Genomic DNA, 21,214 nt, shown 5'->3' with positions numbered 1-21,214 from the left:
CCGTCTCGCCGCACGGAGGGAACCGTTCAGCCGGTGGCGTCCGGTCGTCACCGGGGCGAGCCGGTCGCCGGCCTCGGCGGCCGGTGCGGCGCTCTCGCCGCACCGGCCGGGGGGCGGTGCTCAGCCGCCGAGGCGGTGCAGCCACTTCGGGAAGGCGCCGAGCAGCCCCTCGTAGAGCTCCTCGTCGGTGAGCTCGCGGGGATCGGGGCCGGCGTGGAAGAACGCGGCGTTCTCCACGGAGCTGTCGGCGTCGAGCTTGCGCAGGAAGTCGAAGCCCTTGGCGTCGTGCTCGCCGAAGGCCACGAACTGCCAGAAGAGCGGCTTGCCGGCCACGTCCGCCAGCGCCTGCCTGGCCGGCTGCTTGGCGTCGGGCGGGCCGTCGGTCTGGAAGACGACGAGAGCGGGCCCGTCGGCGCCTGATTTCTCGAAGTGCGCGACGACCTCCTCGACTGCCCGGTGGTAGCTGGTCCGCCCCATGCGCCCGAGGCCCGCGTGGAGCTCGTCGACCCGGCCCTCGTGCTCGGCGAGCGTCAGCCGGCCGCTGCCGTCGATGTCCGTCGAGAAGAACACGACGTGCACGGACGCGTCCTCGTCGAGGTGCGCAGCGAGGGCGAGGGTCTGCTCGCCGAGCTGCTGTGCGCTGCCGTCCTTGTAGAAGGGCCGCATCGACCCGGAGCGGTCCAGCACGAGGTACACCTTCGCGCGTGTCCCGGCGGCTCCCGTCGAGCTCAGCGCCGTGCCGGCCGCCTTGTACGCGCCGACGAGCCCCGGGGCGTGCGCGGTGACGCGCGCGAGGGAGGGGGTCGGCTCGCCGTCGACGGGGCCGGCGGGTGACCGGGGCTCGGGGATGACGAGTGGCTCGGGACCGGGTCGGGGTTCGGTCGCGGGAGTGTCGTCGGCGGAGGCGGCGTCCGGTTCGGTGGGTGCGGGTGCGGGTGCGGGCTCGATGAGGTCCGGATCGGTGAGATCAGGCTCGACGGTGCCGGGTTCGGTGGTGGTGGTGGTGGTGGCGGCGGTGGCCGGGCCGGTCGGCTCGAGCGCGGCCGCAGCGGGGACAACCGCCGTGGTGGGCGTTTCGACGACGGCCGGATCGGTCGGCTCGGGCTGCTCCGTCCCGGTTTCGGTGTGCACGTCGGCGCCGGCCGCCGAGGCGCCGGGGGGCGCCTGGGCGGGAGCACTTCCGTCCGCTTCCGGCCGGGGGGCGGCCTTCGCTTCCTCGGTGTCGGGGCGTGTGTCCGGGAGCGTTGGGGTGGCGTTCGCGTCGGCGGTTGCTTCCGCGCTCTGTGTCGCGGTCGGTGTGGTGCCGGTCCCTGCTGCGTTCGGATGCCCGTCGTCGTCGGCGGCGGGGGCCGCGCTGTCCGCCTCCGCTTCGGCGGGCTTCGTGTCCTCGGTACCGCCTGAAACGGCTGCGCCACCTGAAACGGCTGCGCCACCTGGATCGCCCGCAACAACCTGATCGCCTGAAACACCTGAAACGCCCGCAACGGCCGGGGTGGTCTCGTGGGGAGCGTCGGCGGTTGCCCCGGCGGTGCGACTGGTCTCCGTGCCGGGTACGGGTGCCTCGGCCGCGGTGGTCGTCGGCCTGTCGGCTGGAGTGCCGGTCCCGGCCGCCCTGGCCGCCGCGGACGCGTCCGCGGCCGAGGGCGTCTCGTCCCCGGCAGCAGTCGCTTCCCCTGTCCGGGGTGCCTCTGCCGCTGCCGTGCTCGTGTCCGCAGCCTTGGCTGTTTCCGTGACGGTGGCCTTGTCGTCTGCCGGGCGTGTGTCCGGGTCTTCCGTGTTCGTTGTCGTCGCGGTGTTCGTGGCCTCGTCGTCCGGTGTTTGCGGGGTCTCCGCCGGTTCGGTGGCGCTCGTGTCCGCTGCTCTCCGGTCTGCCGTTTCTGCCGCCTGCACGGTGTTCGTGTCGGTGGCCTTGTCGTCCGCCGCCTCGGCTTCCGGCCTGGACGGTGTCCGGGCCGGCGGGATCGTCGGGCGAGTGCCCGGAGGAGCGTCGAACGCCGCCGCGACCAGGTCCGCCGCGCGGTCCTGCGGGGTGGGGGCCTCGGCCTGGGGCGGGACGGAGGCGGGGGCGGTAGGGGTCGTCGTGGAGGCCGGTGAGGACGACTCCATACGCTCGCGTCCAAACACCTTTCGCAGCAAGCTCCGAATGCCCATGGGCGAGGCCTTTCGCGTGAATTGGGTGCGATCAGTATCCGCATTTTCCGCCAATGCCCGGTCTGCCTGCGGCAACGCCGCAGCTCCGGCCAGCGCGGACACGTAAGGTTAGCGGCCGCCTCTGCCGTAGAGCAGCAAGCCCCTCCCGCGTCAAGAGCGCCTCGGCCGCTCGCGATTCGTCTCCCGGTCGATCGACCGATTCACCACCGCCCCCCTCTCGTCGCCACGGGCCTGCACCCGCGCTACCCCTGCCGTCGCGAGGCCGTATCGCAGTCATCCCCCGTACCCTCGGTCGTATGGCGGATGACACGGGGGCCCCTGGGGCCGCTGAAGGGACCGTGCGGGTCGACGTCTGGATCTGGTCGGTCCGGCTGACCAAGACCCGTTCGCAGGCGGCGGCGGCCTGCCGTGGAGGCCATGTTCGGGTCAACGGCGAGCGCGTCAAACCCGCGCACGCGCTGAAGACCGGGGACGAGGTGCGTCTCTTCCACGCTGACCGGGAGCGGATCGTGGTGGTCTCCCGCATCATCCGCAAACGCGTCGGTGCGCCCGCGGCGGTGCAGTGCTACGTGGACAACAGCCCGCCGCCCCCGCCGCGTGAACTCACCGCGCCTACAGGGGTGCGGGACCGTGGCGCGGGCCGGCCGACGAAGCGCGACCGCAGGGAGATGGAGCGCCTCCACGGCCGGACGTCCTCCCGCTGACGGGGACGGTGCTGCGGCGGTGCCGTGTTCGGTGACGCTGTTCGGTGACCGGGTTCGGAACCGTGACGCCCGTGCCGTCAGGGCTCTCCCGGCTGCCCGGGGCGGGTCATGTCCCGTACCCGCGAAGCGCTCATGCGGACCGGGGTGCCCGGGGTGGGCCGTACCGTACGCGCGGTCATGGCGCGGGGGGTGTGCCGGGTGTGTTCGTGGACGGGGAGGCGATCATGCGCGCTGCCGCCACCTCCTGGCGGAGCGGTTCGAGGACGCTCACCTCGTCTCCCTCCGGTTCCGCCCGCACCCCGGAGGGTTCCGCACGGGAGCGGATGTCCCCGGCGAGTTCGTGCAGCTGCCGTACGACATCGTCGACTTCGCCCCGCGCGGGCGGCGCCGCACCGTGGTCGACGCGGACCCTGGCCGCGGTCGTGGCGTCCGCGATCCGTTCGACGGCGACGACGAGCGGCCACCACGCCTTCGCGCGCGCGCCCGTGGGGGGCGGCTCGGTGAGGGCACGCTGGAACTCCGAGCGCACGGCCGAGAGGTCCCGGTACAGCCGGCGCCGGGACCGTGCCTTCTCCGCCTGGTCGGCGTCGGTGCGGAAGGCCAGCGACACATGGCGCGCGGCATGGTCGACCGAGTCCGCGAGCCGGTCCCCGATGCGGCTGTGCCAGCTCTCCGGCCAGAGCAGGTACCCGGCGACCAGCACGATCGCGCAGCCGATGAGGCTGTCCACCAGACGGGCCCCGACCAGTCCGATCCCCTGGCGGCTGAGCAGGTCGGACAGCAGCAGGATCACCGGTGTGATCGCCGCCGTCTGAAAGGCGTACCCCTTGGCCGAGAACGCGGGGATGAGTCCGCCGAGGACGAACAGCACGGGAACGTCCCACCAGCCGCGCGGCACCTCGGCGAGCACGGCCGCCGCGACCACCAGGCCCGCCACCGTGCCCAGTCCGCGAGCCACGGCGCGGGAGAAGACCGAGCCGAAGTCGGGCTTCAGGACGAAGGTGACGGTCAGGGGGACCCAGTACGACCGTTCCAGCTCCACGACCGAGACCAGCGTCTGGGCGAGGCCGATGCACAGTGCGAGCCGCAGTCCGTAGCGCCAGGACGCCTCGCAGAACAGCACCTCGCGTGCCGCGCGGCGGACTCGGACCCCCAGCGCGGCGGGACGGCCGAGGCGGTCGTCCGTGCCGCGGGGGTCGCGGGGGTCGGGATCGTTCCCGAGGACGACATCGGATGCGTGCCGCAGGGCCTGGTCGACCGCGCGTTCGGTGGGGGTGCCGGGCGGTGCCAGGTCCGGCCGGTACGGGCCGGTGGGGCCGCGTTCCACCGCGTCGGCGAGCCTCCGGACCTGGGTGACCGCGTCCGCGGGGAGGGGACGGCCGCGCTGGTGAGCGGCGAGGGCGGCCTCGACGACCGGGATCAGGGCGTTGAGCTGCGCCAGCAGCGTCACCAGCGTGGGGTTGCGGACGTGGTCGATGGCGCGGCGGGCGAGGATCACGTCGTAGGAGTCGTTGAGTGACTGGGTGACTGCCTGGCGGCGCTCGCCGAACCCGCTGCCGCCGGCCGCTTCCAGCAGCTCGGCGACCGCCCGGTAGGCGCGGGCGACCGCGGACCGCTCGGGTGCGCCGCCGCGCAGAGGCCAGCCGAGAAGCGCGAGGACCAGGACGAACAGGCCGCCGAGACCGAGCAGCAGTGCGGGCGCCCACCAGGGCCGGGGCAGCGGCAGCCCCGACCCGATGACCGCGTTGAGCAACAGCAGCAGTCCCGAGGCCGAGGCCACGGCGCCGATGGACGAGATCATTCCGGAGGCCAGGGCCACCAGGGTGAGGACGGCGACGGTCAGCCATCCCCTGCCGTACGCGACCGTGCCGAGCGTGACCCCGACGGCTCCGAAGACCTGGGGCACGGCGATGTTGAGAAGACGCATCCGGTAGGCGTCGGCGGTGTCGCCGATGACTCCGGCGAGGGCACCGATCGACACCAGTGCCCCGAACACCGGCCGGTCCACGGCGAAGCCCACGGCGAGGGGGGCCGAGAGCGCCACGGACGCGCGGGCGACCGCCGCCCAGTTCACGGGGGTGCGCTGCGGGCGCAGTGCGGACACCAGCCATGCCGGCGGGGCCAGCCGTCCTCGCTCCTCCACTGCCACCCCTGTCACCTGCCACCCCTGGTGCGGTTCGGTGCCGGCGGCCGGCGGGCGGCGGGCGGCGCGCCGTTCCGTCCGCCGGAGCCCGGGGAACCGTTCCGTCCGACCCGCGATCGCCGCCCACCGCACATGGCAGGTGGTCACCGGCTCCCGTGACCGCCGGCACCGGTTCGTCGACCGCCCCGGGTTGCGTGACGGCCGCCGCCGGTCCCGTCGACGGCCGCCGCCGGTCCCGTCGACGGCCGTCTTCGGTTCCGTGGCGACCGTCTTCGGTTCCGTGGCGTCCCGCCGGCCACCGCCGACGGGACCTGAGGCGACCGAATGGCCGTGACGGGCTCTCAGTGCCGGATCGCCTGCACGATCTCGGCCCGCGGCGTGCCCGAGAGGTCCCGATGGGTCTGCGCCTTCGCCGACTTCGTACCGCCGGGGGGTACCGCGTCGATCGACACGACGGTCGCGTCCAGCAGATTCCCGTCGGTGTCCTTCCAGTTGACCAGGACCGTGTAGTCGACGGTCTGGTCGGTGGGATTCGTCGCGGTGATCTCGTTGGAGAGGCGGTTGTTCTCGGCCTCTGTGGGGCCGGCCTTCACCTCGGACGTGGCGTTGAGACCGTCCTTGATCTTCGCCATCTCGGAGGCCGCGGCCGCGGTGGCCGACTGCACGGCCTCACCCGCCTCGGATGCCACCGACCTCGGGGTCTCGCCACTGTCGTTCGTACAGCCGGTCATCCCGGCCCCGAGCGCGACGGCGCTCGCGGCGGCCACGACGGCGTTCCGTATCCCATGGCTCGATCTCATACGGACCAGAGTGCGCCCCCGGCGCGGGTTCGGCCAGTCGGCCGGCCGGCCGGTCGTCCGACCGGCAGCCCGGGCCGCCGTCCGGTGCCGCCGTCCGGTGCCGCGTCAGTCCGGCGCCACCGGAGCCAGTCCGAGCAGTGCCGATATCAGCAGCTCGACGCCGAACGCGAACTCGGCCTCGTGATCGTTCACGGCACGATCCGTTCGAGTTCGAGCTGCTGATGGCGAACGGCGGCTGAGGGACGGCCCGGGGGCCGGCCGGCTCGGCCGATCCCGCGCGGGACACCCCACGGGACCGGGCGGGATCGGGCCGGGTCACGCGGGGCATATGGGGTCACCCGGGTCACCCGGGTCACCGGGGATCCGGCCGGGACGGGCCGACGCCGGGTCAGGCGGTGCGGTGGGATTCCGTGGACACCAGCGCCCAGATGACGAACACCGAGACGGCCATGGAGAAGAACGCCCAGATCGGCTGGTAGGGCAGGAACAGGAACTGGACGATGATGTTGAGCGACGCCAGGGCGACACCCAGGTAGCGCGACCATTCCATGCCCCTGAGGATTCCCCAGCCGGTGACCGCCACCAGGACGCCCAGGACCAGATGGACCCAGCCCCAGGCGGTGAGATTCCACGAGAAGACATAGCCGCCGACCCGGAAGTAGACCTCGTCCTCGACGATGCCGGCGATCCCTTCGAGGATGCTGATGATTCCGATGACCATCATCAGGACCCCGGCGAAGAGGGTGCCGCCCGCCGCCCATCCGTTGTCCGGACCGGCCCCCGACTCGCTCCGTGCAGTGTGTTGGCTCATGGGGCCATCGTGGGGCGAAGGGCCCGCCACGGCACTTCGGCGGATCCGTCCGGGTTACGGCCGGTGCCGCCCGGCGGGTTCCCCCGGACGCTGCCGGTGCCTCCGGGGCGCAATCCCGCCGGGTTCCGCGGGCTTCCGCCCGGTCCCGCCCGGTCCCGCCCGGTGCTGCCCGGTCCCGCCCGGTGCCCGCCGGGCCGCGTCCGCCGGGGCCCGGCGCCCGGGGCGGTGCATGGCCCCCGCCCTGATCCACTTGCCGCACGGGCTGCCCGGGTGTCCGCTGGGGGAGGGGACGGGAGGCGACGGGAGGGGACGGGAGGGGAGCCGGGGGACGGAGCGGAAGGAGTTCTGCCATGGCCCACACGGCGGTGCCCCAGCGGCGCCAAAGCAGCACCCTGGGCATGGTGCTGCCGGCCGTGCTCGGCGTGATCTACGGCCTCTACACGTCCTTCCTCGCCCGGATGTCCGGTGAGTCCGGGGCCGCGCAGTTCGCGATCGGACTCGTCTCCTGCGTGGTGCTCGCCGGGCTCTGCTACGCCCTGGGCCGCTACCAGCACGGTCTCCCGCGGGAGCTGCGCGCCGCTGCCTACGCGGTGCTCGTCGGCAGCGCCTTCGGCTATCTCCACAGCCTGTCCGGTGACAGCATCCTCATGTCTGTGGTGCTGTCCGCGATCATCGCGGCGGCGACGTTCTGCGTGATGCTCTACACCTTCTACGTCCACGAGGAATGACGTCGAGGCATCACGTCTCCCCCCGAGGCACCTCGCGAGGCGCGGCCGCCGGATCCGATCCGGCGGCCGCGCCTCGCGCTCTCGCGCCCTGCGGGGTGGGACCGGGGAGAGAGCGGAGAGAGCCGGTCCCCGGAGGAGCCCCCCGTACCGCCCGCTGCGGGGCGCCCCCGGCTGCCGTCCCGATGCATGTCGTATACGAGGAACACCCTCCCGTCCTCCGGGGTCCGGGAGGCCCGAGCGGTCCGGGAGCGCTTGGAGTCCCAGAGCGCCGGGAGGAGTGCGGTCACACCCCGGAAGGGGGGACCGGGCCGCGAGATCCCGTCACCTGTGAGTACGGACGCGGCTCGCGGGGACCGTACGCGGTCGAGGAGAGGCTCCGGACGGATTTCACCGTGCCCCGTGCGGTGAGTTTGTGCGACGGCATCGGTCTGCATCTCGTGGAGGACCTGTCCGAGCGAGACCGGGAGAGGTCCGCAAGCCCCCGCTCCCGCCCCCGTCCCGTCCCCCTGACCCGCCCCGCTGCCCCGACCCGCCCCGCTGCCCCGACCCGCCCCGCTGCCCGGACCACCCCGCGGACCGCGACCGCGGCCACCGCAGCGAAGGAACCGAAGGAACTCGACGATGAGTACGGATATGGCCATCGAGACGAACGCCCTGGTGAAGGTGTTCGGTGCGAACCGGGCCGTCGACGGCGTCGATCTCCGTGTGCCCGCCGGCTCCGTCTACGGCCTCCTGGGGCCGAACGGGGCCGGAAAGACGACCACGGTGAAGATGCTGGCCACCCTCCTCAGGCCGGACGGCGGCGAGGCGCTGGTCTTCGGCAGCGATGTGCTGGCGGAAGCCGACACGGTGCGCGGCAGGGTCAGCCTCACCGGGCAGTACGCCTCGGTGGACGAGGATCTGACCGGCACGGAGAACCTGCTCCTGCTCGCCAGGCTCCTCGGCCACGGAAAGCGGGCCGCACGCGTCCGGGCCGAGCAGCTGCTCGACGCGTTCGGGCTGACGGAGGCCGCCGAACGCCAGGTGAAGAACTACTCGGGGGGTATGCGGCGCCGCATCGACATCGCCGCGTCGATCCTCAACACTCCCGACCTGCTCTTCCTGGACGAGCCGACGACCGGTCTCGACCCGCGCAGCCGCAACCAGGTCTGGGACATCGTGCGGGCCGTCGTCGCTGAGGGTACGACCGTCCTGCTGACCACGCAGTACCTGGACGAAGCCGACCAGCTGGCCTCCCGCGTCGCCGTCATCGACCACGGCCGGGTGATCGCCGAGGGGACCAAGGGCGAGCTGAAGGCGTCCGTCGGAGCCGGAGCCGTCCATGTGCGGTTGCGCGACGCCGCGCGGCGCCCGGACGCCGAACGCGTCCTCACCGCCGCGCTGAACGCCGGGGTCCAGCTCGACCCGGACCCGGTGGCCCTGACGGCCCGGGTCGACGGCCACAGCACGGAACTCGGAGCCGCGGACCAGGCCGCCCGGGCACTGGCCGAACTGGCCCGCGAGGGCATCACCGTCGACACCTTCGCACTGGGCCAGCCCAGCCTGGACGAGGTCTTCCTCGCTTTGACCGACCGCACGCCCGACACGGAGAAGGAAGCCACCGCATGAGCACCGCAGTGACCCGGGAAGCCGAGGACCTCACCCGCAACGCTCCCCGGACGGAGTCCCTGGCGGCCCTGCTGGTCGCCGGGGAACGCCCGGCCCGCCCGAGCGCCCTCTCCGCGTCCATGACCTTCGGCTGGCGCGCCATGCTCAAGATCAAGCATGTGCCGGAACAGCTGTTCGACGTCACGGCGTTTCCGATCATGATGGTGCTGATGTACACCTACCTCTTCGGAGGGGCGCTGGCCGGGTCGGTCGACGCGTACATCCAGTTCCTGCTCCCCGGCATCCTGGTGATGAGCGTCGTGATGATCACGATGTATACGGGAGTCGCCATCAACACCGACATCGACAAGGGTGTCTTCGACCGCTTCCGCACTCTGCCGATCTGGCGGCCCGCGCCGATGGTGGGCTATCTCCTCGGCGATGTGGTCCGCTATGTCATCGCGTCCGCCGTGCTGCTGACGGTAGGGATGGTCATCGGCTACCGGCCGGGGGGCGGGCCGCTGGGCGTCCTGCTCGGGGTGGCCCTGCTGCTCGTCTTCTCCTTCGCCTTCTCCTGGATCTGGACGATGTTCGGGCTGCTGCTGCGCACGGAGAAATCCGTCATGGGCGTCAGCATGATGGTGATCTTCCCGCTCACCTTCCTGAGCAATGTCTTCGTCGAGCCGAAGACCATGCCCGGCTGGCTGCAGGCGTTCGTCAACAACAGCCCGGTCACCCATCTGGCGACGGCGGTACGGGAGCTGATGGCCGGCAACTGGCCCATGGCCGACATCGGTTGGACCCTGGGCTGGGCGGCGGTGTTCGTGATGGGCTTCGGCGCCGCCACCATGCGCCTGTACAACCGCCGTTGACGGCCCGACGGGGCCGGACCCGCGCGTTCGGAATGCGGACGTATGACTCCGCCCGCGCGTTCACGTGGGGGCTTCAGCCACGTACCGACCGGTCTCGCCTGCGGCGAAGACGGGCTGCCGGCGCCCAGCGCCGGCGAGGGCTTCGCCGCCGGCGCTGAGCGCCGGCACCGGGGTGATCCGATCCCGTACGGCCCACCCGACGGCGGCCCTGGCCGCCACCCCCGCGACCAGGTGTTCCACCGCTCGTCAGTAGAGTCCGGTCCGTGAACCCCGACCCCCGCCCCGCCGTCTCCGTCGTCGGGATCGGCGCCGATGGCTGGGACGGACTGCCCGAGACCTCCCGTGCCGTGCTGCGCACGGCCGAGGTGCTCGTCGGCGGCCCGCGCCAGCTCGCACTGCTGCCCGACGACGAATGCACGGGCCGGCGCGTGCCGTGGCCGTCCCCGCTGCGCCCCGCCGTACCCGTGCTGCTCGCCGAGCACGCCGGCCGCCGTCTGGCCGTCCTCGCGAGCGGTGACCCGATGTTCCACGGCATCGGCCGCACCCTCACCGAGGTCGCCGGCTCCGGGGCGGTCCACGTGCTGCCGCACCCGTCGTCCGTCTCGTACGCCTGCGCGCGCCTCGGCTGGCCGGTGGAGGAGACCGAGGTCGTGACGCTGGTCGGCAGGCCGGCCGCCGGGCTGTCCGCGGCGCTCCACCACGGGCGCCGGCTGCTGGTGCTGAGCGCGGGCGCGGCGACCCCGGCGGAGGTGGCGGCGCTGCTGACCGCCAGGGGTTTCGGCCCCAGCCGGATGCGGGTGCTGGAGCAGCTCGGGTCCGGACGGGAGCAGCGGGTATCCGGTACTGCGGAGAGCTGGAACCATCCGCCGGGCGATCCGCTCAACATCGTCGCCGTGGCCTGCGTACGCGCTCCCGGGGCGCTGCGGCTCGGCGCGGGCCCGGGGCTGCCCGACGAGGCGTATGAGAACGACGGCCAGCTGACCAAGCGCCATGTGCGCGCGGCGACGCTCGCCGCGCTCGCGCCGGCCCCCGGCGAACTGCTCTGGGACGTGGGTTCCGGCTCCGGTTCCCTCGCGATCGAGTGGATGCGTACGCACCGGTCGTGTCGTGCGGTCGCGGTCGAGCGGGACGCGGAGCGGGCGCGCCGCATCGAGCGGAACGCCGAATCGCTCGGCGTGCCCGGACTGCGGGTCGTCACCGCCGCGGCGCCGGACGGGCTGGCCCAGCTGCCCGTGCCGGACGCGGTGTTCATCGGCGGCGGGCTCACCGCGCCGGGGCTGTTCGACGCCTGCTGGGACGCGCTGCCGGAGGGCGGTCGGCTCGTCGCCAACACGGTGACGCTGGAGTCGGAGGCGCTGCTCGCCGAGCGCTATCTGCGGCACGGCGGGGAGCTGGTGCGGCTCGCGGTGGCGCACGCGGTGCCGGTGGGCGGGTTCACCGGCTGGCGGCAGGCGATGCCCGTGACTCAGTGGTCGGTGACCAAACCCCCCGCAGGAGGATCCTCATGACCGTCTACTTCATCGGCGCGGGCCCCGGTGCCGCCGATCTGATCACCCTGCGGGGCGCGCGGACGCTCGCCTCGTGCCGGGTGTGCCTCTACGCGGGCTCACTCGTCCCTGCCGACCTTCTCGCCGAGTGCCCGCCGGACGCGCGTCTGGTGGACACCGCGGACCTCGATCTGGACGCGATCACCGAGGAGTTCGTCCGCGCCCACGAGGAGGGCCGTGATGTCGCCCGGCTGCATTCGGGCGACCCGTCGGTCTTCAGCGCGGTGGCGGAGCAGATGCGGCGGCTGGACGCGGCGGGGATCGCCTACGAGGTCATCCCGGGCGTTCCGGCGTTCGCCGCCGCTGCGGCGGCGCTGAAGCGGGAGCTGACCGTGCCGACGGTCGGTCAGACCGTCATCCTGACCAGGGTCGCGCAGCAGGCCACTCCCATGCCCGAGGGCGAGGACCTGGCCACCCTCGGCCGCAGCGGGGCACTGCTCGTCCTGCACCTCGCCGCCCGCCACATCGACCGCGTGGTCGCGGAACTGCTGCCGCACTACGGCCCCGACTGCCCTGCCGCGGTGGTGGCCATGGCCAGCCGCCCGGACGAACTGGTCCTGCGGGGCACACTCGACGAGATCGCCGGGCTGACGAAGGAGGCGGGTGTCGTGAGGACGGCGGTCATCCTGGTGGGCCGCACTCTGGCGGCCGCGCGGTTCCGCGACAGCCACCTGTACGACCCGGCCCGCGACCGGCACGTCTGCTGACGGCGGGGCGTGCGCGGGCGGCCGCCGGGTGGTCGGTGCGGTCGGTTGGTCGGTTGGTCGGTGCGGTCGGTCGGTCGGTGCGGTCGGTCGGTGGGTGCGGTCGGTCGGTGGGTGCGGTCGGTCGGTGGGTGCGGTCGGTCGGTGGGTGGGGTCGGCTGCCGGCTGCCGGTACGGTCCGGCTGCCGGGCCGCACGGTCCGCCGGGTGTCCGGTGCGGTCGCCAGATGCCGCGTGTCCGGTCACGGGCCGTGGATCCGCCAACGGCCGTGCGCCGAGGGGCCGCGGAGCGTCAAGCCGCTCGCCCACCGGCCCCTGCCCCTTGCCCACCGGCCCCTGCCCCCTGCCCCCGGCACCCAGAGGCCCCGCCCCTCGGGCACCGGTCCTGCTACCGTCCGGACGCCGGCCCCGTCAGCCAGTCGAGTGCCTCCCTGGCCGTCGACGCCGTCGGGACGCCCTCGGGCACGGGCGGGCGGCGGACCACGACGACCGGAAGGCCCGCTTCGCGGGCCGCGGTGAGTTTGGGCGAGGTCGCGGCGCCGCCGCTGTCCTTGGTCACCAGGACGTCGAGGGCATGGCCGGCGAGGAGGGCTCGTTCACCGTCGAGGGTGAAGGGGCCGCGGTCGAGCAGCACCCTCATGCGCGGGGGGTGCGGCGGCTGCGGCGGGTCGACGGAACGGACCAGGAACCAGAGCCGGTCGAGGTGCGCGAAGGACGACAGGCCCATGCGGCCCGTCGTCAGGAAGACCCGGCGGCCCAGCGAGGGCAGTGTCTCGGCCGCCTGCGCCAGGGAGTCGACCGGGTGCCAGTCGTCGCCCGCCGTCGGCACCCAGCCCGGCCGGCGCAGCGCGAGCAGGGGGACGTCCGCCATGTCGGCGGCGCGCGCCGCGTGGAAACTGATCGTCCCGGCGAACGGGTGGGTGGCGTCGACCAGCGCATCCACCCGGTTCTCGGACAGCCAGGCCGCGAGGCCCTCGGGCCCGCCGAAGCCGCCGATCCGTATCCCGCCCCCGGGGAGTCTCGGTGCCGCGACGCGTCCGGCGAGCGAGGTGGTCACCCGCTCCCCGCGCGCGTGCAGTGACTCGGCGAGGGTGCGGGCCTCCGTCGTACCGCCGAGAACCAGGACGTGCACGGGACCTCCACGAGTGAACCGGCGCCTGTGAGCGGGCGCGGCGACCCACTCAAGCACATCGGCCGCCGGACCCGGCGGGACACCCGGGACCGCTGTGCGGGGGCGGACCCGGCCGGACCCCCGGGTCCGCCCGGCCTTGCGGTAGCGCCGGGCTGTACCGCCGGATCGCCGGATCGCCGGATCGCCGGGACCGGAGGGGCGGCCGGGCCGCCACGACCGGCTGACCCGGCTGGACCGGCGCGGCCTGCTGGATCGGCGGGACGCCCCGCATGCCCGGGACGCCCGGGAGCGGCCGGCCCGGTCCGGTGGGGGCGGAACCGAGGAGCCCGGCCCGCCCGGACCTGCTCCCAGGTCAGGGCGGGACCGTCAGGGCGGGTGGATCCGCGCCGACCGCCGGGCCGTGTGCGGCGTGACGCCCCGACCCCGGGCCGTGTGCGCGCCACGCCCCCGGCCGCGCGCAGCGCGCCGGCGGCCGGGTCCCGCGGACCGGGCGCCCCGCCGGGAGACGAGGGCTCAGTCCGCGGCCGGATCCCCCGCCGGATAGGTGCGCGGTGTCCAGACGACCTCCTCGCCCGTACCGCGGCGCACCGTACGGGTCTGCGACGAGCCGACCAGCAGCAGCGTCCTCATGTCCACCTCCTCCGGGTCGAGTCCGCCCAGGCGTACGATCCGCACGTTCTCCTCCGGGCCGCCGACATCGCGTGCGACGACCACCGGGGTGTCCGGGGCGCGATGGCCGAGGAGCAGCTCGCGGGCCTTGGCGACCTGCCAGGTGCGGCTGCGCGACCCGGGGTTGTAGAGGGCCAGGACGAGGTCGGCACCGGCCGCCGCCGTCAGCCGCTCCGCGATGACCTCCCAGGGTTTCAGCCGGTCGGAGAGGGAGATGACGGCGTAGTCGTGCCCCAGCGGCGCACCCGCGCGGGCCGCGGCGGCGTTTGCGGCGGTGAGGCCGGGCAGTACGCGTACGGGCACGTCCCTGTACGGTTCCCGCGCCGCGACCTCCAGTACGGCCGTCGCCATGGCGAAGATCCCCGGATCGCCGCCCGACACCACCGCCACCCGGCGGCCGCGCCGGGCGAGGTCGAGGGCGAACTCCGCCCGCTCGGCCTCCACCTTGTTGTCCGAGCCGTGGCGGCACTGCCCGGCCCGCACGGGCACCCGGTCCAGATAGGTCGTGTAGCCGACCAGGTCGTCGGCGGCGGCGAGGGCACCCCGGGTCTCCGGCGTCAGCCACAGCGGCCCGGCAGGTCCGGTGCCCACGACGGCGACCTCGCCCCGGGGGCGCGCGTCGGGCCGCACCTCGTCGATCCGGCTCGGCAGCACCGCCATCGAGAAGTACGGCACGGACTCGGGGTCGACGTCCGCGAGCCGTCCCGTGCGCTCCCCGGCCATCGTGGCCCGCTCCACATAGCGGGCGTCCGCCAGCCGGCCCGCCTGCTCCAGCGCCCGCCGCACGTCGGGGAAGGTCCGGCCGAGCTTCATCACCACCGCTGAGTCGGCGGCGGCGAGTCGGGCGGTCAGCTCCTCCTCGGACAGCGTGCCGGGGATGATCGTCAGCGTCTCCTCCGCCTCGCACAGCGGCTCCCCGAGTCGCGCGGCAGCGGCGCTCACCGAGGTCACACCGGGGATCACCTCGGTGCGGTAGCGGTGCGCGAGCCGCTTGTGCATGTGCTGGTAGGAGCCGTAGAAGAGCGGGTCTCCCTCGGCGAGCACGGCCACCGTCCGCCCGGCGTCGAGATGCGCGGCGAGCCGGGCAGCGGCGTCCTCGTAGAAGTCGTCGAGCGCCCCCCGGTAGCCGCCGGGGTGGTCGGTGGTCTCGACCGTGACCGGGTACATCAGGCGCTCCTCGATGTGGTCGGGGCGCAGGTGCGCCGCCACGATGGAGCGGGCGATGGAGCGGCCGTGCCGGGCGCAGTGGTACGCCACGACGTCCGCCTCCGCGACGGCCTGGGCCGCCCGGAGCGTCATCAGCGACGGGTCCCCCGGGCCGAGTCCGACGCCGTACAGCCTGCCTGCCTGCCGTGTGCTCACTCCGCCTCACTCGCCATCGCGTTGATCGCGGCCGCGGCCATCGCGCTGCCGCCGCGCCGGCCGCGCACCACCAGGTACTCCAGGCCGCCGCCGTGCGCGGCGAGGGCGTCCTTGGACTCGGCCGCGCCGATGAAGCCCACCGGTACGCCGATCACGGCGGCGGGGCGGGGCGCGCCCTCGCCGATCATCTCCAGCAGTCTGAAGAGCGCCGTGGGGGCGTTGCCGACGGCGACCACCGCGCCGTCGAGGCGGTCCCGCCACAGTTCGAGCGCGGCGGCGCTGCGCGTGGTGCCGAGTTCCGCGGCCAGTTCCGGCACGGACGGCTCGGACAGCGTGCACAGCACCTCGTTGCCGGCGGGCAGCCGCTTGCGGGTGACGCCGCTGGCGACCATCTGGGCGTCGCACAGGATCGGCGCCCCGGCGCGCAGCGCCTCCCGGGCGCGGGCCGCGACGCCGGGCGAGTACGCCAGATCGCCGACGAGGTCGACCATGCCGCAGGCGTGGATCATCCGCACCGCGACCCGGCCGATGTCGGCGGGCAGTGCGTCGAGCCTGGCTTCGGCGCGGATCGTGGCAAAGGACCGGCGGTAGATCTCCGCTCCGTCCTTCTCGTAGTCGAACACGGTCTGGTCGCTCATTTCGTCGCACGGATCCGGGCTGTGGCGATGGTGTCGCCGAGTTCTGCGCGGGACGGTACGGGCACGGCCGTGCCCCGCGGCGCGGTCACGCGGTATGCGCCGTCCCCGGTGGCCACGACGTCCACATGGTCCTGCTGCGGGCGGCCGCAGCGCCGCTCGCAGCCGGACCAGTACACGGGCAGCCCGCCCGGGCCGGGCGCGGTGCCGGCCCGGGCACCGGCCCGCAGGTATTCCCCTATGTCGGCCCGTACGTCGGCCCGTACGTCGGCGAGGGAGCGGGCGCATCCGGGCCGGCCGGTACACGCGCCGACCCCGTACCAGGGTGAGCCGGTGCCGGTGACGAACCCCGCCCGCCGCAGTGCGTCGAGCCGCGCCCGGGCCGCTCCGCGGTCGGCGAAGCCGGGCACGACGGCCCCCCGCCAGGGGGTCAGCCGCACCTCGTCCGCCGGGGCCGGAAGCAGTTCCCGGGCCTGCCCGGCGGTGAGCCTCCCGAGGGGGGCGAGTACGGACACGGCCCAGCCGCCCGGTCCCCCGACGAGCCCCGGCAGCGGCCCGGCGCCCGGACCCGCGGGGCCGTCCGCCGAGGGACCCACTACCACGTGCCCGTCCGCCCTGGGACTGCCCGCCGAGGGCCCTGGTCCCGGACCCGGAGCGGGGCGATCCGCTCCGGGCACGGGGTGGTGCGGCGCAGCCGCCACCCCGGCCCGCTGCAGCGCCGCGCCCACCGCGATGTCCTGTCCCTCCGGCAGCTCCCGCACACGCCAGGCACCGGTGCCCGCCTCGGCCGCCGTGGCGAGGAACGCCTCGGCTGCGGCCAGCGCCGCCCGCGCGGCGTCGTCGGCGCGCACACGGAAGGCTTGGCGGCCGATGCGCAGCTCCACCCGCCCGCCCCCCGGCTCGCCGCCCCACCCGCCGCCGGCGGCGAGCAGCGTCACATCCGCGCCGAGCCCTGCGACGTCGCACCGGCCGTCGTCCAGGGCGAACAGGAACCGCCCCGAGAGCCCCGCCGCCCACTCGCTCGCGCACAGCAGCGCGTCGAGTTCCCGGGCCCACGACCGGACGTCCGCACCGTCCTGCCCGCTCCGGCCTGCATGCCCGCCGTGGTCGCCGCGTCCGCCCTGTTCTCTGTGCCCGTCGCGTCCGTCGCGTCCGTCACCACCGTCGCGCCCGTCGAGACCGGCCAGCGGCGAGACCACGATGTTGCGCACCCGCTCATGGGTGTCGGAAGGCAGCAGTCCGGCCTCGCGGAGCAGTTCCGCCAGCGCCTGCCCGCAGCCGTCCGCCAGGCCGCGCAGCTCCACGTTCCCCCGGGAGGTGATGCTCAGCGCGCCGTCCCCCAGCCGTTCCGCGGCGAGTGACAGCGCCCACAGTTGACGCCCCGTCAGCAAGCCGGCGGGGAGCCGGAGCCTGGCCAGCCCGCCGTCGGCCGCCGGGTGCAGCCGCAGCGCACCCGGGCAGGCGTCACCCCGGTCCCGTATATGGCTTTCGCCCTGGTCCGGGGCTGTTGTCGGTGGGGGCGGCATGGCGGCGAGCATACCCAGACCCGTCCCGGTGGCCCCCCGCCGGGGCGGCTGCCTCTACTATGCGAGACGGCACAGGGTCCCAGGGCCCGAGGGAGGAAGCCCGGTGAGATTCCGGCGCGGTCCCGCCACTGTGAGCCGGATCCCCGACGGGGCCCGGTGAGTCAGGAACTCCCGCCGACCACGACCACCCGGGGCGCGGAAACCCCGAGGAAGGCCTGTGCGCGCGATGACGTACGCGACGATCCTCCTGCTGTCGACCTCCGACACGGACCTGCTCAGCGCCCGTGCCGCCGAAGGGCCGGTGCGGTACCGCTTCGCGAACCCCTCCCGTCTGCCGCTGGACCGGCTGCCCGGTCTGCTCGACGGCACCGACCTGGTCGTCGTGCGCCTGCTCGGCGGCCTCCGCGCCTGGCAGGAGGGCCTCGACGCGCTGCTCGCCCAGGGCCGCCCGGTGGTCGTCCTGACCGGCGAACAGGCCCCGGACGCCCAGCTGATGGAGGCGTCCACCGTCCCCATCGGCATCGCTGCCGAGGCCCACGCCTATCTCGCCCACGGCGGCCCGGACAACCTGGAGCAGCTCGCCAGGTTCCTGTCCGACACCGTCCTGCTCACCGGCCACGGCTTCGCGCCGCCCGCGCCCGCCCCCGCCTGGGGGGAACTGGAGCGCACCCCGCGGGACGGCACCGGCCCCCTGATCGCCGTCCTCTACTACCGCGCGCACCACATGAGCGGCAACACCGCCTTCGTCGGGGCCCTGTGCGACGCCGTCGAGGAGGCAGACGGCCGGGCGCTGCCGCTGTACGTCGCCTCGCTGCGCACCCCCGAACCCGAGCTGCTGGAGAGGCTCAGCGGCGCCGACGCCGTCGTCACCACCGTCCTCGCCGCTGGCGGCACCGCCCCGGCCGGGGCCCAGGCGGGCGGCGACGACGAGGCCTGGGACGCGGGCGCCCTCGCCTCGCTCGACGTCCCCGTCCTGCAGGCGCTGTGCCTGACCGGGTCGCGCAGCGCCTGGGAGGACAACGACGAGGGCCTGTCCCCGCTGGACGCCGCCAGCCAGGTCGCGGTACCCGAGTTCGACGGCCGCCTCATCACGGTCCCCTTCTCGTTCAAGGAGATCGACGAGGACGGCCTCCCCGCCTATGTCGCCGACCCCGAGCGGGCCGCCCGCGTCGCCGGCATCGCCGTGCGCCACGCCCGGCTGCGCCACATCCCCAACGCCCGGAAGCGGCTCGCCCTGGTGCTGTCCGCGTACCCGACGAAGCACTCCCGCATCGGCAACGCCGTCGGCCTCGACACCCCCGCCTCCGCCGTCGCCCTGCTGCGCCGGCTCCGGGCGGAGGGCTACGACTTCGGCACCGAGGAGATACCCGGCCTGGCGTCCGGCGACGGCGACGAACTGATCCGCGCCCTCATCGAGGCCGGCGGACACGACCAGGACTGGCTCACCGAGGAGCAGCTCGCCCGCAACCCGGTCCGCATCCCGGCCGCCGACTACAAGCGCTGGTACGCGACCCTGCCGCGGGAACTGCGCGAGCACGTCGAGGAGCACTGGGGCCCGGCGCCCGGCGAGATGTTCCTGGACCGCTCCCGCAACCCGGAGGGCGACATCGTCCTCGCCGCCCTGCGCCGCGGCAACCTGCTGATCGTCATCCAGCCGCCGCGCGGCTTCGGCGAGAACCCGATCGCCGTCTACCACGACCCCGACCTGCCGCCCTCGCACCACTACCTCGCCGCCTACCGCTGGATGGCCGCCCGCCAGGACGACGCCGGCTTCGGCGCCGACGCCATGATCCACCTCGGCAAGCACGGCAACCTGGAATGGCTGCCCGGCAAGAACGCGGGGCTCTCCGCGGCCTGCGCGCCCGACGCCGCGCTCGGCGACCTGCCGCTCGTCTACCCCTTCCTGGTCAACGACCCCGGCGAGGGCACCCAGGCCAAGCGCCGGGTGCACGCCACCCTCGTCGACCACCTCGTCCCGCCGATGGCGCGCGCCGACTCCTACGGCGACATCGCCCGCCTGGAGCAGCTCCTCGACGAGTACGCGCAGATCTCCGCCATGGACCCGGCGAAGCTGCCGGCGATCCGCGCCCAGATCTGGACCCTGATCCAGGCGGCGAAGCTCGACCACGACCTCGGCATGGCGGAGCGCCCCGCCGACGACGGCTTCGACGACTTCCTGCTGCACGTCGACGGCTGGCTCTGCGAGGTCAAGGACGCCCAGATCCGCGACGGGCTGCACGTCCTCGGCGGCGCGCCCACCGGCCCGGAGCGGGTCAACCTCGTCCTGTCGATCCTGCGCGCCCGGCAGATCTGGGGAGGCAGCACCGCCCTGCCCGGACTGCGCGAGGCGCTCGGCCTCGACGAGTCCGCCGCGACCCGCAGCGGCGCCGACGAGGCCGAGGACAGGGCCCGCGCCCTGGTCGAGGCGATGGAGGAGGCGGGCTGGGACCCGGCCGCAGTCGCCCCGGTGGCCGAGGGCCACGGGCAGGCCGTCGCGGACATCCTGGACTTCGCCGCCCGGGAGGTCGTCCCGCGCCTCGCCGCCACCACCGACGAACTCGACCACGCCGTCCACGCGCTGAACGGCGGCTTCGTCCCGGCCGGACCGTCCGGCTCACCGCTGCGCGGCCTGGTCAACGTGCTGCCGACGGGCCGCAACTTCTACTCGGTCGACCCCAAGGCCGTGCCCTCCCGCCTCGCCTGGGAGACCGGGCAGGCGCTCGCCGACTCCCTCCTGGAGCGCTACCGCGAGGACAACGGCCGCTGGCCGACGTCCGTCGGGCTGTCCCTCTGGGGCACCAGCGCGATGCGCACCGCGGGGGACGATGTCGCCGAGGCCCTGGCGCTGCTCGGCGTCCGCCCCGTCTGGGACGAGGCATCCCGCCGTGTCAGCGGCCTCGAACCGATCCCGCCCGCCGAACTCGGCCGCCCCCGCGTCGATGTCACCCTGCGCATCTCCGGCTTCTTCCGCGACGCGTTCCCGCACGTCATCGGCCTCCTCGACGACGCGGTCCGGCTGGCCGCCGCGCTCGACGAACCCGCCGACGCCAACTACATACGGGCCCACGCCCAGGCCGACCTCGCCGCACACGGCGACGAACGACGGGCCACCACCCGGATCTTCGGCTCCCGCCCCGGCACGTACGGCGCCGGGCTGCTCCAGCTCATCGACTCCCGCGACTGGCGCACCGACGCCGACCTCGCCGAGGTCTACACCGTGTGGGGCGGCTACGCGTACGGCCGGGGCCTGGAGGGGCGCGCGGCGCGGGAGGAGATGGAGACGGCCTACCGGCGGATCGCGGTCGCGGCGAAGAACACCGACACCCGCGAGCACGACATCGCCGACTCCGACGACTACTTCCAGTACCACGGCGGCATGGTCGCCACCGTGCGCGCGCTGCGCGGCAGCGCGCCCGAGGCGTACATCGGCGACTCCACCCGCCCGGAGTCGGTCCGCACCCGCACCCTCGTCGAGGAGACCTCCCGCGTCTTCCGCGCGCGCGTCGTCAACCCCCGGTGGATCGAGGCGATGCGCCGCCACGGCTACAAGGGGGCCTTCGAACTCGCCGCCACCGTCGACTACCTGTTCGGCTACGACGCCACGACCGGCGTGGTCGCCGACTGGATGTACGACAAGCTCGCCGAGGCGTACGTCCTGGACCCCGAGAACCGCGCGTTCCTCCAGCAGGCCAACCCCTGGGCCCTCCACGGCATCGCCGAAAGGCTGCTGGAGGCGGAGTCCCGGGGCATGTGGGAGAAGCCCGACCCGGCGGTCGTCGACGCCCTGCGCCAGGTCTTCCTCGAGACGGAGGGCGATCTGGAGGGCGACGGCTGACGCCCGGCC

Annotated in this window: 14 protein-coding genes, 1 pseudogene and 1 riboswitch; of the genes and pseudogenes, 7 read left to right on the top strand and 8 right to left on the bottom strand. The window is 74.3% G+C overall.

Annotated elements, in window-relative coordinates:
* Positions 1-120: 120 nt before the first annotated feature.
* A pseudogene (locus tag SCWH03_RS29020) lies at positions 121-1,032 on the bottom strand (VWA domain-containing protein); the annotation flags it as partial.
* Between the two features lie 1,415 nt (positions 1,033-2,447).
* Here SCWH03_RS29020 and SCWH03_RS12820 point away from each other — a divergent pair.
* A complete protein-coding gene (locus SCWH03_RS12820) occupies positions 2,448-2,855 on the top strand; it encodes an RNA-binding S4 domain-containing protein (protein WP_173264308.1) in 408 nt (135 codons plus the stop codon).
* Positions 2,856-3,030: 175 nt separating this feature from the next.
* Here SCWH03_RS12820 and SCWH03_RS12815 read toward each other — a convergent pair whose 3' ends face one another.
* From SCWH03_RS12815 to SCWH03_RS12805, 3 genes are all read right to left on the bottom strand, one after another.
* The gene (locus SCWH03_RS12815) at positions 3,031-4,959 is read right to left on the bottom strand and encodes an FUSC family protein (RefSeq protein ID WP_173264516.1); all 1,929 of its coding nucleotides are present in this window, start codon (positions 4,957-4,959) and stop codon (positions 3,031-3,033) included.
* Between the two features lie 380 nt (positions 4,960-5,339).
* Positions 5,340-5,798, bottom strand: coding sequence for an FxLYD domain-containing protein (locus SCWH03_RS12810; RefSeq protein ID WP_254076725.1), 459 nt, complete (start codon positions 5,796-5,798; stop codon positions 5,340-5,342).
* A gap of 388 nt (positions 5,799-6,186) precedes the next feature.
* A complete protein-coding gene (locus SCWH03_RS12805; protein WP_173264307.1) occupies positions 6,187-6,609 on the bottom strand; it encodes a DUF7144 family membrane protein in 423 nt (140 codons plus the stop codon).
* A 350-nt stretch (positions 6,610-6,959) separates the two neighbouring features.
* Between SCWH03_RS12805 and SCWH03_RS12800 the strand changes: the two genes are divergently transcribed.
* From SCWH03_RS12800 to cobM, 5 genes are all read left to right on the top strand, one after another.
* The gene (locus tag SCWH03_RS12800) at positions 6,960-7,337 is read left to right on the top strand and encodes a hypothetical protein (RefSeq protein WP_173264306.1); all 378 of its coding nucleotides are present in this window, start codon (positions 6,960-6,962) and stop codon (positions 7,335-7,337) included.
* A gap of 621 nt (positions 7,338-7,958) precedes the next feature.
* Positions 7,959-8,945 (top strand): ATP-binding cassette domain-containing protein, encoded by a 987-nt coding sequence (locus tag SCWH03_RS12795; protein WP_173264305.1) that lies wholly within the window; start codon positions 7,959-7,961, stop codon positions 8,943-8,945.
* Positions 8,942-9,796 carry an ABC transporter permease gene (locus tag SCWH03_RS12790; protein ID WP_173264304.1) on the top strand — a complete coding sequence of 285 codons (855 nt, stop codon included), beginning with the start codon at positions 8,942-8,944 and terminating at the stop codon, positions 9,794-9,796. Before SCWH03_RS12795 ends, SCWH03_RS12790 begins: the two co-directional genes overlap by 4 nt.
* 263 nt (positions 9,797-10,059) lie before the next feature.
* Complete coding sequence (gene cbiE, locus SCWH03_RS12785) at positions 10,060-11,304, top strand: precorrin-6y C5,15-methyltransferase (decarboxylating) subunit CbiE (RefSeq protein WP_173264303.1); 1,245 nt, start codon at positions 10,060-10,062, stop codon at positions 11,302-11,304.
* A complete protein-coding gene (gene cobM / locus SCWH03_RS12780; RefSeq protein ID WP_173264302.1) occupies positions 11,301-12,050 on the top strand; it encodes a precorrin-4 C(11)-methyltransferase in 750 nt (249 codons plus the stop codon). The genes cbiE and cobM overlap by 4 nt, the downstream gene beginning before the upstream one ends.
* Positions 12,051-12,434: 384 nt before the next feature.
* Here the strand turns inward: cobM and SCWH03_RS12775 are convergent, their stop codons facing one another.
* The 4 genes from SCWH03_RS12775 to SCWH03_RS12760 all read right to left on the bottom strand — a co-directional run bounded on the left by SCWH03_RS12775 (position 12,435) and on the right by SCWH03_RS12760 (position 17,370).
* Positions 12,435-13,178, bottom strand: coding sequence for a cobalt-precorrin-6A reductase (locus tag SCWH03_RS12775; RefSeq protein WP_173264301.1), 744 nt, complete (start codon positions 13,176-13,178; stop codon positions 12,435-12,437).
* Positions 13,179-13,691: 513 nt separating this feature from the next.
* Positions 13,692-15,146 (bottom strand): precorrin-3B C(17)-methyltransferase, encoded by a 1,455-nt coding sequence (gene cobJ / locus SCWH03_RS12770; RefSeq protein ID WP_371872670.1) that lies wholly within the window; start codon positions 15,144-15,146, stop codon positions 13,692-13,694.
* A gap of 59 nt (positions 15,147-15,205) precedes the next feature.
* Complete coding sequence (locus tag SCWH03_RS12765; protein WP_173264299.1) at positions 15,206-15,847, bottom strand: precorrin-8X methylmutase; 642 nt, start codon at positions 15,845-15,847, stop codon at positions 15,206-15,208.
* Positions 15,844-17,370: a ferredoxin-like domain-containing protein gene (locus SCWH03_RS12760; protein WP_254076724.1), complete on the bottom strand. Its 1,527-nt coding sequence runs from the start codon at positions 17,368-17,370 to the stop codon at positions 15,844-15,846. The genes SCWH03_RS12765 and SCWH03_RS12760 overlap by 4 nt, the downstream gene beginning before the upstream one ends.
* 92 nt (positions 17,371-17,462) lie before the next feature.
* A riboswitch (cobalamin riboswitch) is annotated at positions 17,463-17,541 on the top strand.
* Positions 17,542-17,596: 55 nt separating this feature from the next.
* Between SCWH03_RS12760 and cobN the strand changes: the two genes are divergently transcribed.
* Positions 17,597-21,205: a cobaltochelatase subunit CobN gene (gene cobN / locus SCWH03_RS12755; RefSeq protein WP_173264514.1), complete on the top strand. Its 3,609-nt coding sequence runs from the start codon at positions 17,597-17,599 to the stop codon at positions 21,203-21,205.
* Positions 21,206-21,214 lie beyond the last annotated feature (9 nt).

This window comes from Streptomyces pacificus, assembly GCF_011766325.1.
In the GTDB taxonomy this organism is placed as follows: domain Bacteria; phylum Actinomycetota; class Actinomycetes; order Streptomycetales; family Streptomycetaceae; genus Streptomyces; species Streptomyces pacificus.
Note: the sequence above shows the minus strand (reverse complement) of the source record. Positions and strands in the feature narration are given on the sequence as shown.